Here is a 15113-nt window from a genome sequence, read left to right on the forward strand (position 1 = left end):
AGGCCCGTTCGGGTGCCTAAGACTGCCGCACTTTCGTCTTTCACGCCAGTCGCAGTTGGCTGATGGCGCGGCGCTACTGTACCCAGCGCTGCAGGATTTGCTGCAACTCGGTGCGTTTGAACGGCTTGGCCAGGTAATCGTTCATTCCCGCTGCCAGGCAGGCTTCGCGGTCGCCCTGCAAGGCATTGGCGGTCAACGCGATGATCGGCAGGTCGGCGCAGCCCGGCAACTGGCGAATCTGCCGAGTGGCTTCATAGCCGTCGATCAATGGCAGGCGGCAGTCCATCAGGATGGCCGTGAAAATCAGGCTTTCGGCACTGCGGATCGCTTCGGCGCCGTCGGTAGCCAAGCTCACTTCAAAACCCAGGCTGCGTAGCATGGCTTCGACCACCGCGCGGTTGACCGGGTTGTCCTCTACCAGCAGCACATGGCGGCCATCACCGGCACTGGCTTTGCCCTCGGCATCCGAGGCAATGGCGGGCAGGCTGTGCTGGTCGATGGCCAGAGGGATTTCCAGGGTAAACACTGACCCACGGCCTTCTTCACTCTGGGCGCGCAGGGTGCCGCCCATGCGTTCGGCCAGGGTGCGGGCGATGGGCAGGCCCAGGCCGGTACCCCTGCAACGTCTTGAAATGGAACTGTCGGCCTGCTGGAACGCATCGAACATCAACTCCAGGCGTTCGGTGGAAATACCAATGCCACTGTCGCGCACGGTACAGGTGAACCACACCAGCTCATGGTCCAGGGGCTGACAGTGCGGCTCGACGCTGACGCTGCCGTGCTCGGTGAATTTCAGCGCATTGCCGATCAGGTTCACCAGGATCTGGCGGATGCGCGTCGGATCGCCCTGCACCCGCAAGGTCTCCATGCCCGGCGGAATCGGTAGCTTCAGCTCCAGCCCGCGCTGCTGTGCGCTGTGCTGGAAGGCCTGGGCGCAACTGTTGATCAGGTCGGCCAGGTTGAACGGAATGTGTTCCAGCTCCAGCGCCGCACGCTCGATGCGCGAAAAGTCGAGGATGTCGTTGATGACCTTGAGCAAGTGTTCGGTGGACTCGGAGGCCAGCGCCGCATATTCGGCCTGTTCCTCGGTCATTTCGGTGGTTTCCAGCAACTGCAGCATGCCCAGCACGCCGTTCATCGGCGTGCGCAGTTCGTGGCTCATCATTGCCAGGAAGTCCGACTTGGCATTGTTGGCGCGCTCGGCTTCTTCGCGGGTCTGGATCAACTGGGCCATGGCCTGCTGCTGTTCGCGGCTGGCCTGGTTGAGGCCTTCGGCGAGGTTATTGATATGTCGAGACAGGTCGCCCAGCTCGGAGTCATCCACAATCGGCAGCGGCGTCTTGTAGTCGCCTTGTTGGATGGCCTTGACCGCATGGCCCATGGCGCTGATCGGTTGCGACAGGCTGGCGGCAAGGCGCCGGGCCAGCAGGAAGGTAAACAGCAGGGCGAACAGCGCGAGGATGCCGGCCTTGAACAGGATCTCCTGTTGGCGCTGGCTGAAGGCATCGTTGGACATGCCGACGATCACCCGGCCCAGGTAATCGGCGCGCGGCGCCTTGGGTTCGTTGAGGTTGTCCTGGAAAAAGTCATTGCCCAACTGGATATGCTGCAGGCGAATCGGCGCCTGGAACACTTTTACCGACAGCGAGCGGTCGTGTTTTTCCGACGGTTGCTCCACGTACACCAGGATGTGTTCGGTGCTGTCCTGAATCTCCAGGAAACGCACGTGCGGTGTGGCCAGGGTGGCGCGCAGCAAACTTTCGAGCACCTCGTTGTTGCCGGAAATCACCCCATACTCGGTGGCGGGGGCCAACTGGTTGGCGATCAATTGACCGGTGTGGTCCAGTTCCTGGCGCAGGTCCTGGATACGCACGAAGGTAAAGAAGCTGATCAACAGCAGTGTCAGCAACAGCGCCGGGCCCAGGGTGATGAGCTGGGTGCGGGTATTGATGTCCCAACGACGGCGCAAGGTCATGGGCGTTTTTCTCCTTCGGCCAGGCGGGCGGCCACGCCGGCTTCGTCTATCTGTTCGATGCCCAGTGAGCGCGCGACTTGTGGGTTGGCCACGACTTTGAAGTGTTCCGGGTACAGCGTGCGTGGCCAATTGGCCGGCGGGTGATCCAACAGGCGGTCGAGCACAGCCAGCCAGTCGGTCTGGTCGCTGTAGGTGCTGGCCAGGCTGCCGGCCCGTACAAACCCTGCATTGGGCCCCACCAGGGGCAATTGCTGGGCGTAGCTGCTCAGCAACAGATTTTTCGCGGTTTTCGGGTTGTATAACTGCGGGTCGTCCAGGCCCAGCAGTACGTCGCTGTTCCTGAACAGCGTTTGCAGCGGGCGACTGTCGCTGGTGTTGTCCCAGCGCTGGGGCACTATCTCCAGCTCCAGTGCCGACGCCCGGTGGCGCAGCTCGGGCAGCAGGAATTCGCTTTCGGCACCATAGAGCACACCGATGCGCCGCGCCTGGGGCAGGATGCTGGTGATTAGCTGCAACTGACGTTCCAGCGGTGGATCGCTCCATAACAGGCTGATGCGCGCGTGCTGCGCGACACCTGGCCGCTGATGGGCTTGCAGCCGGCTGATACGCAGCACCAGGGTCGGTGGCCCTTGGGGGTCTTGCAGGCGCCAGTCGAGGCCGGGCAGGTCCAGCAGGATCAGGCGCGTGCCGGCAGGCAGCCGGTTGGGTGCCGGCAAGTCTTTGAGGGCGGTAAAGGTGATGCGGTCTTCAGGGCGCTGCGCGGCCAGGGCGTGGGTAAAGGCCTGCACGCCGGCAGCGTCGTCGGCGGCGGTCAGCAGGATGTCGGCGCTCCACGCGGGCGTGGCCAGCAGCAGGCAGGCGAGCAGCACGGCGCGTCGCCACAGCGTATGGATAAAGAAGAAGGTCATCCGTGACGAGTCGCCCATGTCAGAACTCTAACTCCGCGCTGAAGTAGAGCACATGGCGATGGTCGTAATGGTTGTCGGCCCAGGTGGTGGGCTGGTTATCGAGGCGTTGTTGCAACATGCCGGCCAGCTCCACATTGGCTTTGCCCAGGGCAATGCGCTTGGCCACCCGCAGGTCGACCCGTTCGAAGCGATATTGGTTGAGTGCGTCGTCGCCATAGTAGAACAGCGCGCTGGACCAACCCTGGCCCCACTCGCGCAACCAGCCGGCCGAGCCACTGTTACGCGCGGTTTGCGCTTTGTCCAGCGGGTTGCTGGTCGTGGCGTCCACGTAAGCGTAGGTCAGCCGCAGGCGGTCGGCGTTGCTCAGGCGCCAGTCGAACTGCGACTCCGCCCCGGTGAACCGCGAACGGTTGGCGTTGCTGGCGATGTACTGGTTGTTGCGCAGGGGCGAGCTGATCATGTTGGTGATTTCGTCGTAGAACAGCTTCACGTCCATGTTCAGCCCGATGTCGGCAAAACCGTTGTAGCCCAGTTCCCGCGAGCGCATCAGTTCTTTGTCGAGGTTGCCCGGGCCGCGGGTCTTCACGAAGTACTGCCCGGTGTTCTGCCCATAGGTGGGGGAACTGAGGTTGGTGACGCGGTAGCTCCAGTTGACGTTGTTCTCGAACATGTCCGGCGAGCGGATCGCTTCGGAATACACCGCGCGCAGGCCGTGGCGCGGGTTGATCAGGTAGTTGACGGCCACTCGGGGCGTCAAGGAATGACCGCTCAGGTGCGTGTCTTCATACATGGCGCCGCCTTGCAGCAACCAATGCTCGCTGGCACGCCATTCCAACTGGCCGAACAGGCGCCAGGTGGTGTCGTCCAGGGTGCCGTTGAAGTAAGTGTCGGAGTCGGCGCGGTCGTAGCGGTAGTTGATGCCGCTGACCAGGCGCAGGCTGTCGGACAGGCTGAGGGTGTCCTGGATCTCCAGGTCGTATCGGCTTTCGCGGGTGCTTTGGTCGATGTCACCGCACACGCTCTGGTTGGCGCCGTTGCGCCATTGATCGAGCACCTGGTTGGCCAAGGCCTGCTCGGCGGCGCTGCCGGGTGGGGCGCTGCTGAAGGTATCCATATGCCGGGCCAGAAGCTCGGCGTAGTTGGGGTTGAGCTGCCACAACTGGGTCAGCTCGGGACTGAACGAGACCTTGGCGTCGCAGGCTTTCCAGATTTGCCGGCGGTCCCACTGCTGGGCCGAGCCTTGCACATACAGGCTGTGTTCGGGGTTGAAGTCGACGTTCCAGCGCAGGGAGCCTGCGTAGTCCTTGGCGCTGACGTCGGAGTTGTCGCCACCTTCGTTAATCCCCGCAAATACCGGTGTGTAGGTGTACGGGCGTTGGTTGGTGCCTTCCTTGGCGTCCAGCTGCCAGTCGATGCTCTGCTGCGCATTCAACGTCTGGCTCACTGCCAGGCTGAAGCGGTTGAGGCGGCGGCCGTCGCGGCGGTCGGCGCCGGCGGCATCGCTGTCAAAGCCCTCGTCCTGTTGCCCTGACAAGGTCAGGCGCAAATCACCGGTTTCCCAACCCACGCCCTGGCTGGCGTAAAAGTCGTTGATTCCGCGTTCGCCGCGAATGACTTTTACCCGCGAGCCATGGCTGTTGGCCGGCGAGCGCGTAAGAATATTCACCACTGCCATCAGCGCATTGGCGCCGTAGCTGACGGTGTTGGGGCCACGGAATACCTCGATGCGCTCGATATCCTCCATGGCCACCGGAATGTCGCTCCAGTCCACCGTGGCCAGGCCCGCGCGATACACCGAGCGGCCGTCGATCAACACTTGCATGCGTCGCGCATCGCTGGCGCTGGTGCCGTGGTAGTTCACCGCCGCTTGGTTGCCGGTGGTGTAGCCGACCATCATCCCCGGCACCAGGCGCAGCAGTTCGCTGACGTCCCGCGCGCCGCTGGCCTTGATCAATTCGCTGTCGATCACGGTCATGCTGCCGGGCACGGCGGCGGCCGACTGCTTGAGGCGGGTGGCGGTCAAGACCTGCGGCAGCGGCTGGCTGTCGAGGAACAGGTCGTCGGCCAGCACGGCGCCACTGCAGAGCAGCATCAGCAATACAGATGAACGGGGAGGAGGGCCCAGAGACACGACACGGCCTTGATAATGACGGGTAGCCGCCCATGTTAACCGAGGCGGGGCCATTTGCCAGTCGTCGCCCTTGCAATTACTTCACACAGACATGGCATTTTCCGACAGGCGCACGAATTGACACGGGGGCTGGCCGCAAACGGGCCGCTCCGTATAATGCCGCCATCGCCACTGGTATGGATTAACGGATTGCATATGACTGAACAGCGCCCTATTGCGGTCCTGGGAGGCGGAAGTTTTGGTACCGCCGTGGCTAACCTGCTGGCCGAGAACGGCCACGCGGTGCGCCAGTGGATGCGTGATCCCGAGCAAGCCGAGGCCATTCGCGTGCATCGCGAAAACCCTCGTTACCTTAAAGGCATCAAGATTCATCCGGCGGTCGAACCGGTTACCGACCTGCTGGCCACCCTGACCGACTGCGAGCTGTGTTTTGTCGCGCTGCCGTCCAGCGCGTTGCGCTCAGTGCTGGCGCCTCACGCCGAACGCCTGGCGGGCAAAATGCTGGTCAGCCTGACCAAGGGCATCGAGGCGCAGACCTTCAAGCTGATGAGCGAAATCCTTGAAGACATCGCCCCCCAGGCGCGCATTGGTGTGCTGTCGGGGCCGAACCTGGCACGGGAAGTGGCCGAGCATGCGCTGACCGCCACCGTGGTCGCCAGTGAAGATGAGGCCTTGTGCGAGCGCGTCCAGGCGGTGTTGCACGGGCGTACGTTCCGGGTGTATGCCAGCGGCGATCGCTTCGGCGTCGAACTGGGGGCGCGCTCAAGAACGTCTACGCGATCATCGCCGGCATGGCGGTGGCCCTGGGCATGGGCGAAAACACCAAGAGCATGCTGATCACCCGGGCGCTGGCGGAGATGACCCGCTTCGCGGTGAACCAGGGGGCCAACCCGATGACTTTCCTGGGGCTGGCGGGCGTGGGCGACTTGATCGTCACCTGCTCGTCGCCGAAAAGCCGCAACTACCAGGTGGGGTTCGCCCTGGGCCAGGGCTTGAGCCTGGACGACGCGGTGACGCGTCTTGGCGAAGTGGCCGAAGGGGTCAACACGCTCAAGGTGCTCAAGGCCAAGGCTCAGGAAGTGGGCGTGTATATGCCGCTGGTCGCCGGGCTGCACGCGATCCTGTTCGAAGGGCGCACCTTGAATCAGGTCATCGAGTTGCTGATGCGCGCCGAGCCGAAAACCGATGTCGACTTTATTTCCACCAGTGGTTTCAACTGAGGAACGCGTCATGAACGATCCGAAAGCAGCCCCCCAATACGAATCCATTGTTCTGCGCATTCTCTGGATGCTGGTGTTTGCCCTGGTGTGGCAAGTGGCGCAGTTCCTCCTTGGCGCGCTGGTCGTGGTGCAATTGATCTACCGCCTGGTGTACGGCGCGCCGAGCCTGGGCCTGATGAACTTCGGCGACAGCCTCAGCCAGTTCCTGGCGCAGATCGGCCGCTTCGGCAGCTTTCACAGCGAACAAAAGCCTTGGCCTTTCGCCGATTGGCCCACCCCGCGCGCACCGGAGGGCGAGGCCGCCCACAGCGTGCCGCCGGCGCCGCACCCGGTGCGTGATGAAGAGCCGAAACTGTGAAGCTGTGGATTTTGCGCCACGGTGAGGCCGAGGGGCATGCCCCTACCGACGCTGAACGCAACCTCACCGAGCATGGCCGCGCCGAAGTGCTGCGCAGCGCCGCGCACCTGATCGGCCAGCCGATCACGGCGATCATCGCCAGCCCCTACGTACGGGCGCAGCAGACCGCGCAACTGGTGCGCGAAGCCCTTGGTTTTGAACCTCAGGTCCGCACCGTGCCGTGGCTGACCCCGGAGGGCAACCCACTGGAGGTGCTGCAAAAACTCGAGACCGATGACACTGTGCTGCTGGTCAGCCATCAGCCATTGGTCGGCAGCCTGATCAGCTTTTTGCAGCATGGCCATCAACGCCAGCCGCAGCCGATGTACACCGCCAGCCTGGCGGAATTGGAGGGCGACTTCCCGCTGGCGGGGCTGATGAGCCTGGTGAGCGTGAAGAACCCCTAGGCGCTGGCGCTGCTTTGTGTGTGCTATACCGTAGACCAAGCAAGTGCTTGGTTGGCTATGGTCGGATCACAAAGGAGCGCGTCCCATGCCCGTCGCTGTTCGTTTGCCGTTGCACGTCTTCTTCGAACGTGAGGCGCGCCATCCGCGCCAGCGCTTTCTGGTTCAGCCCTTCGCGGGGGCGAGGTGCAGACGCTCACCTGGAGTGAAGTAGGCCACCAGGCCCGTTGCGCTGCGCGCTGGCTGCGCGAGCGGGAATTGCCGGCGGGTTCGCACATTGCCCTGATCTCGAAAAACTGTGCGCACTGGGTCATCGCCGACCTGGCGATCTGGATGGCCGGGCATGTCTCGGTGCCGCTTTACCCCAACCTCACGGCTGACTCGGTTGCCCATGTGCTCAGGCATTCCGAAGCGGCGCTGGTGTTTGTCGGCAAGCTCGACGATTGGCCCGCCATGGCCCCTGGCGTACCTGGCGGCTTGCCGACCATCAGCCTGCCGCTGTGCCCGGGTGGCGCGTTCGACTTCAACTGGGCCGACCTCCAAGCCTGCCCGCCGATCCAGGACAACCCCGCGCCTGCGGCCGCCGACCTGGCAACCATCATCTATACCTCCGGCACCACCGGCCTGCCTAAAGGCGTGATGCACAGTTTCGGTGCCCTGGGCTTCGCCGCTACCCGCGGCGCCGAATTGTTTGGCCTGGGGGAGGGTGACCGCTTGCTGTCGTACTTGCCGCTGTGCCACGTGGCGGAGCGTATGTTCGTGGAGATGGCCGCGATCTATACCGGGCAAACCGTGTTTTTCGCCGAGAGCCTGGACACGTTTTTGGCGGACTTGCGCAGGGCACGCCCGACCGCGCTGTTTGGCGTGCCGCGTATCTGGACCAAATTCCAGATGGGGGTGTACGCCAAGACCCCGCAGAAGCGCCTCGACACCTTGCTGCGCCTGCCGTTTATCGGCAAGTACGTTGGCCATAAGGTGCTTGCCGGCTTGGGCCTGGATGCGTTGCGTATTGCGCTGTCCGGCGCGGCGCCGGTGCCGCAAGCCCTGCTGCGCTGGTATTGGCGGCTGGGCCTGGACGTGCTTGAGGTGTATGGCATGACCGAGAGCTGCGGTTATTCCCATGTGTGCCGCCCGGGCGCGCAGAAAATCGGTTGGATCGGCCCGCCGTGCCCGAGCGTCGAGGTGCGGATCGAACCGTCGGGAGAAGTGCAGGTGCGCAGCGACGCGACCATGCTCGGCTATTTCAAAGACCCGCAAAAAACCGCTGAGACACTCACTGCCGATGGTTTCCTGCGCACGGGCGACAAAGGCGAGCAGGATGCCGACGGCCGCCTGCGCCTGACCGGGCGGCTCAAGGAGATCTTCAAGACCAGCAAAGGCAAATATGTGGCCCCGGCGCCGATCGAAAACCGCCTGGCCGAACATGCGAGCATCGAGCAGGTGTGCGTGGTGGGTGATGGCCTCGCGGCGCCGATAGGGCTGTGCGTGCTGTCGGCGGCAGGCCATGACCGACAAGCGTTGCGCGCTAGCCTTGAGCGCTGGCTGGAACACGTCAACCAGGCGCTGGATAAGCACGAGCGCCTGCGTCAGTTGGTGTTGGTCAGCGACAATTGGGGCGTGGAAAACGGCTTCCTGACGCCAACCTTGAAGATCAAGCGCAACGTCATCGAGTCGACCTACGGCGCGCAATTGCAGCGTTGGAGCGAGCGTTCCGAGACCGTTGTGTGGCAGGATTAGGCCCATCATAAAACCAACAAGGACTACCCCATGAGCCTGTGGCGCACGCAACCGAATATCGAACAGCTCAATGCCGCGCAGAAAAACACCATCGGTGAACTGCTGGACATTCGCTTTGAAAGCTTCGACGACGACTCCCTGACCGCCAGCATGGTGGTCGATCACCGCACCCATCAGCCCTACGGCCTGCTGCACGGTGGCGCCTCGGTGGTGCTGGCCGAGAGCGTCGGTTCCATGGCCGCCTATTTGTGCATCGACCCCAGGAAGTTCTACTGCGTGGGCCTGGAGGTGAACGCCAACCACTTGCGCGGCGTGCGCAGCGGGCGCGTGACGGCGGTGGCCAAGGCGATCCATATCGGCCGCACCACCCAGGTGTGGGACATTCGCCTGACCACCGAGGATGGCAAGGCCAACTGCGTTTCGCGCCTGACCATGGCCGTGGTGCCCCTGGGCGAGAACCCGCCGGCGCGATAGGCGTGGCGTGAGTGTCATCATTCCTGGCAGTTACAGTCATTGCTGTGCCGACCTGGCGTTGTGACAATCCACTTTTGTTTTGGAGAGGGGGCCGGTATGTCGCAGCACGTGTTTTTTGCCCACGCCAATGGCTTCCCATCGGCCACCTACGGCAAGCTGTTTGCCGCCCTGGCCCCGCAATACAGCGTGGCTCACTTGCCGCAGCACGGCCACGACCCCAGGTTTCCCGTGGACGATAACTGGCAGAACCTGGTGGATGAATTGATCCACCATCTGGAACAACAGCCGGAACCAGTATGGGGCGTGGGCCACTCCTTGGGGGGCGTGTTGCATTTGCACGCGGCCCTGCGCCGGCCGCAACTGTATCGCGGGGTGGTAATGCTCGACTCGCCGGTACTGACCCGTGCGGACCGCTGGGTGATACGCGCGGCCAAGCGTTTCGGCTTTATCGACCGCCTGACCCCGGCGGGGCGCACCCTGGGCCGGCGTGAGGAGTTCAGCGACCTGGACGCCGCGCGCAGTTACTTCGCCGGCAAGACGCTGTTTCGTGGCTTCGACCCCGATTGCTTCGAGGCTTACCTGCAACATGGCCTGTACCAGGCGGGTGATCGCCTGCGTTTGCGTTTCGACCCGGCCACTGAAATCAGCATTTACCGTGGTGTGCCCCACACCAGCCCCGGCCAGGTACGCCAGTTGAAGGTGCCCTTGGCGGTGGTGCGCGGCCGCCAGAGCCGCGTGGTGATGCGTCACCATGCCAGCGGCGTAGACCGCCTGCCGATGGGAGAGATGCTCACCATGCCGGGCGGACATATGTTCCCGCTTGAACGTCCGCAAGACACGGCGACCTTGATCAAGACCCTGTTCGCCCGCTGGCAGGCCCGCGAGCGCAGTTGCGCATGAGCACGCCGGTCGAAGAAGTCCGCCTGAGCCTGGCGCATATCGAATTGGCCGCGCATTTGTCTGGCCCGGAGGATGGCGTGCCGGTGATCGCCCTGCATGGCTGGCTGGACAACGCCAACAGCTTTGCGCGCCTGGCGCCCAAGCTCGAAGGCTTGCGCATCGTGGCGCTGGACATGGCGGGCCATGGGCATTCGGCGCACCGTCCAACCGGCGCGGGTTATGCATTGTGGGATTACGTCTTCGATGTGTTGCAAGTGGCCGAGCAACTGGGTTGGAAACGTTTTGCATTACTTGGCCATTCCCTCGGCGCCATCGTTTCTCTGGTGCTGGCCGGTGCCTTGCCGGAACGGGTCACGCACTTGGGGTTGATCGACGGTGTGATCCCTCCGACGGCCAGTGGCGAGAACGCGGCCGAGCGCCTGGGCATGGCGTTGCAGGCGCAATTGAACCTGCAAGGCAAGCGCAAGCCGGTGTACACCACCCTGGATCGCGCCGTCGAGGCGAGGATGAAAGGCTTGGTGGCCGTCAGCCGTGAAGCCGCCGAACTGCTGGCCCAGCGTGGTTTGATGCCGGTGCCGGGCGGTTATACCTGGCGCACCGATAGCCGCTTGACCCTGGCTTCGCCGATGCGTCTGACCGACGAACAGGCCATGGCTTTCGTGCGTCGTGTCGCTTGCCCTGCGCAGTTGGTGGTGGCAGCCGACGGCATGCTGGCGAAACATCCGGAATTGCTTTCCCAGCTCCCCTTTAGCGTGACGACGCTGCCAGGTGGCCATCATTTGCACCTGAATGATGAGCCCGGTGCGGTTCTTGTTGCAGACTGTTTCAATCGGTTCTTCTCCGCGCCTTGACTTGGCGCGGTCAACTGCCGAGGCTGGGCGGATTGAAAGGGAGTCAACCATGAACAATCTCAACACCGCTGCGACCTACGATGGCCAAGGCGCGTTGATCTTATGAGCGTGCGTAACGGATGTATCCGTATCTTCGGGTTGAGCCTTCTCAGCCCCTGGGTGTTTGCCGCCGACGTACCGGGTAGCCAGGACCTGCCTGCCGTGGCCCGTCAGGTCGATGCGCAAATCGTCGATTACCGCCCCGCCGAAGAAAAAGAACGTATCTACCCCATGGGCGCGATCCGCAAGATCAGCGGCCAATTGCGTTATGAAGGCCAGGCCACCGCGCGCGGCCAAACCACCGCCATTACCTATGAAATGCCCGCCGAACACAGCTCCAGCGCTGCGTTTACCGCCACCCGCGAGGCATTGCAGGCCAACGGCGCGCAACTGTTGTTCTGGTGCCAGGCCCGCGATTGCGGCGAAAGCAGCCTGTGGGCCAACGAGATTTTCGGCAACGCCAAGTTGGTGGGTGCCGATGGCCAGCAGGAATACCTGCTGCTGCGTCTGGCCGCACCGCAGGACAATGCCTTGGTAGCGTTGTACGGCATCACCCGCGGTAACCGCCGCGCTTATCTGCATGTAGAGCAAATGAACGCGAGCGCGCCGCTGGGGGCTCTGTTGCCCACCTCGGCGACGTTGTTGCGCGAGTTGAAAAGCACCGGCGAGCTGGACTTTCCCGCACTCGGCGCAGAGCCGGACGCCACCTGGCTGACCTTGATCTCCCGTGGCTTGAACCTCGACACCACGTTGCGCGTCAGCCTGGCCGGCCCGCATGCCGAGGCCTGGCGCCAGGCCTTGGTCGACACAGGCGTGCGCGCCGCCCGTTTGGAAACCGGTACCGCTGAAACCAAAGGCCTGCACCTGCATCTGATACGCTGACCGCTACCAGGCGAACGGACCCGCGCCGTTCGCCTAAGCTCTCTTCCTACAGTCTTCTTCTCGAGATACCCATGCTCAATAACGATCGCCTGCTGGTGCAAATCCTGCTGCTGGTGTTGTTTGGTGCCAGCTTCTGGGTGATGGCGCCATTTTGGTCGGCGCTGTTCTGGGGCGCGGTACTGGCATTTGCCAGTTGGCCGCTGATGGTGCTGCTGACGCGCTGGCTGGGCGGCCGCGAATCGTTGGCGGCCGGCATCCTGACCCTGGGTTGGATGCTGCTGGTGGCGGTGCCGCTGGTGTGGCTGGGGTTCAACCTGGCGGACCATGTGCGCGACGCCGTGGCATTGATCAAGGATATTCAGGTCGACGGCCTGCCCGAGGCGCCGACCTGGCTGGGTTCGATCCCTTTTGTGGGGGAGCGCCTGGTCGGGATGTGGAACAGCATCGATCAGCAGGGCGCGGCGTTGATGGTCAGCCTCAAGCCTTACCTGGGCCAGGTGGGCAACTGGTTGCTGGCGCGCAGTGCGCAGATCGGCGGCGGCATCCTTGAACTGACCTTGAGCCTGGTGTTCGTATTCTTTTTCTATCGCGATGGCCCACGGTTGGCGATGTTCGTGCACCGCCTGTTGGAGCGCCTGATCGGTGACCGCGCGGGGTACTACATCGAACTGGTGGCCGGTACGGTGCAACGGGTGGTCAACGGCGTGATCGGCACCGCCGCCGCCCAAGCCGTGCTGGCGCTGATCGGCTTCCTGATCGCCGGTGTGCCGGGCGCGCTGGTGCTGGGGATCGTCACGTTCCTGCTCAGCCTGATCCCCATGGGCCCGCCGCTGGTGTGGATCCCGGCCACGGCCTGGCTGGCATGGAAGGGCGACTACACCTACGCGGTGTTCCTGGGCGTGTGGGGCACGTTCATCATCAGCGGCGTGGACAACGTGCTCAAGCCGTACCTGATCAGCCGTGGCGGCAACCTGCCGCTGGTGATCGTGTTGCTCGGGGTATTCGGCGGTTTGATCGCCTTTGGCTTTATCGGCCTGTTTATCGGCCCCACCCTGTTGGCCGTGGCGTACAGCCTGCTGACGGATTGGAGCGCCACCCAGGCGCAGGGGCGCCGCGAAGACAAACCGTCGTAGTGGCTACCGGGTCAGGTGCGGGGTAACCACATCACCGCCGTCAAGCCGCCGCCTGGGGTCTCCTCCAGGCTCAGGCGGCCGCCGAGGCGTTCCACGGCGTCCTTGGCAATCGTCATGCCCAAACCCACGCCGCCGGAATTGCGATTGCGGGAGCCTTCGAGCCGATAGAACGGCTCGAACACCGCCTCGCGCTTGTCGGCGGCAATGCCCGGGCCCTGGTCGATCACCCGAATTACCAAGGCTTCGCTGCTGTCCGCCAGCTCGATATGTGCCGTGCCGGCATAGCGCAACGCATTGTCGATCAGGTTGTTCAAGCAGGAGCGCAAGGCCATGGGCTGCACCTGCAGTGGGGCGCAGGTGCCGGTGAATTGCACATCCGACCCCTGGTCCTGGGCGTTTTCACTCGTCGACTCCACCAGGGCTTGCACGTCCAGCCAGTGTCGGGTTTCGCTGGTGCGCTGTTCGTGCAGGTAGCTCAGGGTGGCGTCGAGCATACCGATCATGTCGTCCAGGTCCTGGCGCATCTGGCCCTGCAATTTTGTATCGTCGATCTGCTCCAGGCGCAGCTTGAGGCGTGACAGCGGAGTGCGCAGGTCGTGGGAGACAGCGCCGAGCATGCGCCCGCGCTGGCTGACCTGTTCGCGAATGCGCTTTTGCATCAGGTTGAAGGTCGAGGCTGCCTGGCGCGCTTCCCGTGGGCCGGATTCGTCGAGGGGCGGGCTGTCGAGGTCCAGGCTCAAGCGTTCTGCCGCTTCGCTCAGGCGCTGGATCGGTCGGCTCAACAATTTGGCACCGTACCAGGCCGCAATAATCAGCGAGAAAAATTGAAAGGTCAGGGGCACGACCGGGCCGCCGAACCAAGGGCGGGGGGCTTTTCGCGCAGCGGCATGCTGCTCGCGCCCGGCTGCTCGATAAAACGCTCCGGCGGTGGAGGCGGTTGCCCGTAGTGGTGAAACCAGAAGAACGCCAGCGCATGGGCCAGCACAATCGCCACCAGCAACACGCCGAACAACCGACCAAACAGTGTGTTGAAGGGCGCACGCATCAACCGATATCCCGTGCGTCGAACAGATAGCCTTCGCCGCGCACGGTCTTGATCAACTGCGGGGCCTTGGGGTCGTCCCCCAGTTTCTGGCGCAGGCGCGAGACGAGCAGGTCGATGCTGCGATCAAATGCTTCGATGGAACGCCCACGGGCCGCATCCAGCAATTGCTCGCGGCTCAGCACCCGGCGCGGGCGCTCGATAAACACCCACAACAGACGGAACTCGGCGTTGGACAGCGGCACCACCAGGCCGTTGTCGGCCACCAACTGGCGCAGCACGCTGTTGAGGCGCCAGTTGTCGAAGCGGATATTGGCGCGTTGCTCGGTACGGTCATCCCGCACCCGGCGCAGGATGGTCTGGATACGCGCCACCAGCTCGCGCGGCTCGAACGGCTTGGACATGTAGTCGTCGGCGCCCAGCTCCAGGCCGATGATACGATCGGTGGGCTCGCAGCGGGCGGTGAGCATCAGGATCGGGATATCCGACTCCGCGCGCAGCCAGCGGCACAGCGACAGGCCGTCTTCGCCTGGCAGCATCAGGTCGAGCACCACCACGTCAAAGGTTTCGGCCTGCATGGCCAGGCGCATCGCGGTGCCGTCAGTGGCGCCGGTGGCGAAGATATTGAAGCGGGCCAGGTAGTCGATCAGCAATTCGCGGATCGGCACATCGTCATCGACGATCAGCGCGCGGGTGTTCCAACGTTTTTCATCGGCGATTACCGCGCCTTTCTGTTCGCCGTTCACTGGGACAAAGGGGGTCTGCATAGTGCGATCGTCTGCCTGGTTGTTGCGGTCAGCATAGGCGCCCAGCCCCATGGCTGGAAGTGCTGGTCGGTAGGTCGTGCGAGCGAGGCTAGCGGCGGGGCGTGTTGGGGGCATGTCGTGAATGTATCGGCTTTGACATAATGCCCGCCAATGCCCGCCGGGTAGCGCTTGGTCAGTATTTACCGATCATCGGATCCCGCAACGGCGCCGCTTGCGCTACAATCCGCGCCGATTTCGACTTGCCTGAGAGCCC

Annotated in this window: 11 protein-coding genes and 3 pseudogenes; 9 read left to right on the top strand and 5 right to left on the bottom strand. The window is 63.6% G+C overall.

All coding sequences use genetic code 11. The features are described 5' to 3' along the window. Positions 1-73: 73 nt before the first annotated feature. Genes AB4O25_RS27300 through AB4O25_RS27310 form a run of 3 tightly spaced genes read right to left on the bottom strand, consistent with a single transcriptional unit; the run spans position 74 to position 5014 of the window. Positions 74-1975, bottom strand: a complete 1902-nt coding sequence (locus AB4O25_RS27300) for an ATP-binding protein (protein ID WP_460150206.1) — start codon at positions 1973-1975, stop codon at positions 74-76. Next, positions 1972-2901: an ABC transporter substrate-binding protein gene (locus AB4O25_RS27305; RefSeq protein WP_017529297.1), complete on the bottom strand. Its 930-nt coding sequence runs from the start codon at positions 2899-2901 to the stop codon at positions 1972-1974. Before AB4O25_RS27305 ends, AB4O25_RS27300 begins: the two co-directional genes overlap by 4 nt. A 1-nt stretch (position 2902) precedes the next feature. Then, positions 2903-5014: a TonB-dependent receptor plug domain-containing protein gene (locus AB4O25_RS27310; RefSeq protein ID WP_460150208.1), complete on the bottom strand. Its 2112-nt coding sequence runs from the start codon at positions 5012-5014 to the stop codon at positions 2903-2905. Positions 5015-5209: 195 nt separating this feature from the next. Here AB4O25_RS27310 and AB4O25_RS27315 point away from each other — a divergent pair. From AB4O25_RS27315 to AB4O25_RS27355, 9 genes and pseudogenes are all read left to right on the top strand, one after another. Next, a pseudogene (locus AB4O25_RS27315) lies at positions 5210-6234 on the top strand (NAD(P)H-dependent glycerol-3-phosphate dehydrogenase). A 10-nt stretch (positions 6235-6244) separates the two neighbouring features. Beyond that, a complete protein-coding gene (locus AB4O25_RS27320; RefSeq protein ID WP_017529294.1) occupies positions 6245-6592 on the top strand; it encodes a DUF4389 domain-containing protein in 348 nt (115 codons plus the stop codon). Further along, a complete protein-coding gene (sixA, locus tag AB4O25_RS27325) occupies positions 6589-7038 on the top strand; it encodes a phosphohistidine phosphatase SixA (RefSeq protein ID WP_017529293.1) in 450 nt (149 codons plus the stop codon). The genes AB4O25_RS27320 and sixA overlap by 4 nt, the downstream gene beginning before the upstream one ends. A gap of 85 nt (positions 7039-7123) precedes the next feature. After that, positions 7124-8772, top strand: a pseudogene (locus AB4O25_RS27330) (AMP-binding protein). 30 nt (positions 8773-8802) lie between these two features. Next, positions 8803-9246 (top strand): hotdog fold thioesterase, encoded by a 444-nt coding sequence (locus AB4O25_RS27335; protein ID WP_460150209.1) that lies wholly within the window; start codon positions 8803-8805, stop codon positions 9244-9246. A gap of 96 nt (positions 9247-9342) precedes the next feature. Beyond that, entirely contained in the window at positions 9343-10146 is an 804-nt protein-coding gene (locus AB4O25_RS27340; RefSeq protein WP_017529290.1) for an alpha/beta fold hydrolase, read from the top strand. Next, entirely contained in the window at positions 10143-10997 is an 855-nt protein-coding gene (locus AB4O25_RS27345) for an alpha/beta hydrolase (protein WP_017529289.1), read from the top strand. The genes AB4O25_RS27340 and AB4O25_RS27345 overlap by 4 nt, the downstream gene beginning before the upstream one ends. Before the next feature lie 102 nt (positions 10998-11099). Continuing rightward, positions 11100-11918, top strand: a complete 819-nt coding sequence (locus tag AB4O25_RS27350) for a DUF4892 domain-containing protein (RefSeq protein ID WP_017529288.1) — start codon at positions 11100-11102, stop codon at positions 11916-11918. Between the two features lie 71 nt (positions 11919-11989). Then, positions 11990-13051 (top strand): AI-2E family transporter, encoded by a 1062-nt coding sequence (locus AB4O25_RS27355; RefSeq protein ID WP_017529287.1) that lies wholly within the window; start codon positions 11990-11992, stop codon positions 13049-13051. Positions 13052-13062: 11 nt separating this feature from the next. On the opposite strand, the pseudogene AB4O25_RS27360 reads toward AB4O25_RS27355, so the two are convergent. Together AB4O25_RS27360 and AB4O25_RS27365 are read right to left on the bottom strand one after the other, a co-directional pair. After that, a pseudogene (locus AB4O25_RS27360) lies at positions 13063-14096 on the bottom strand (sensor histidine kinase). Then, entirely contained in the window at positions 14096-14860 is a 765-nt protein-coding gene (locus AB4O25_RS27365) for a response regulator (protein ID WP_460150211.1), read from the bottom strand. The pseudogene AB4O25_RS27360 and the gene AB4O25_RS27365 overlap by 1 nt, the downstream one beginning before the upstream one ends. Positions 14861-15113 lie beyond the last annotated feature (253 nt).

The sequence above is a fragment of the Pseudomonas sp. S3_A03 genome (assembly GCF_054668275.1).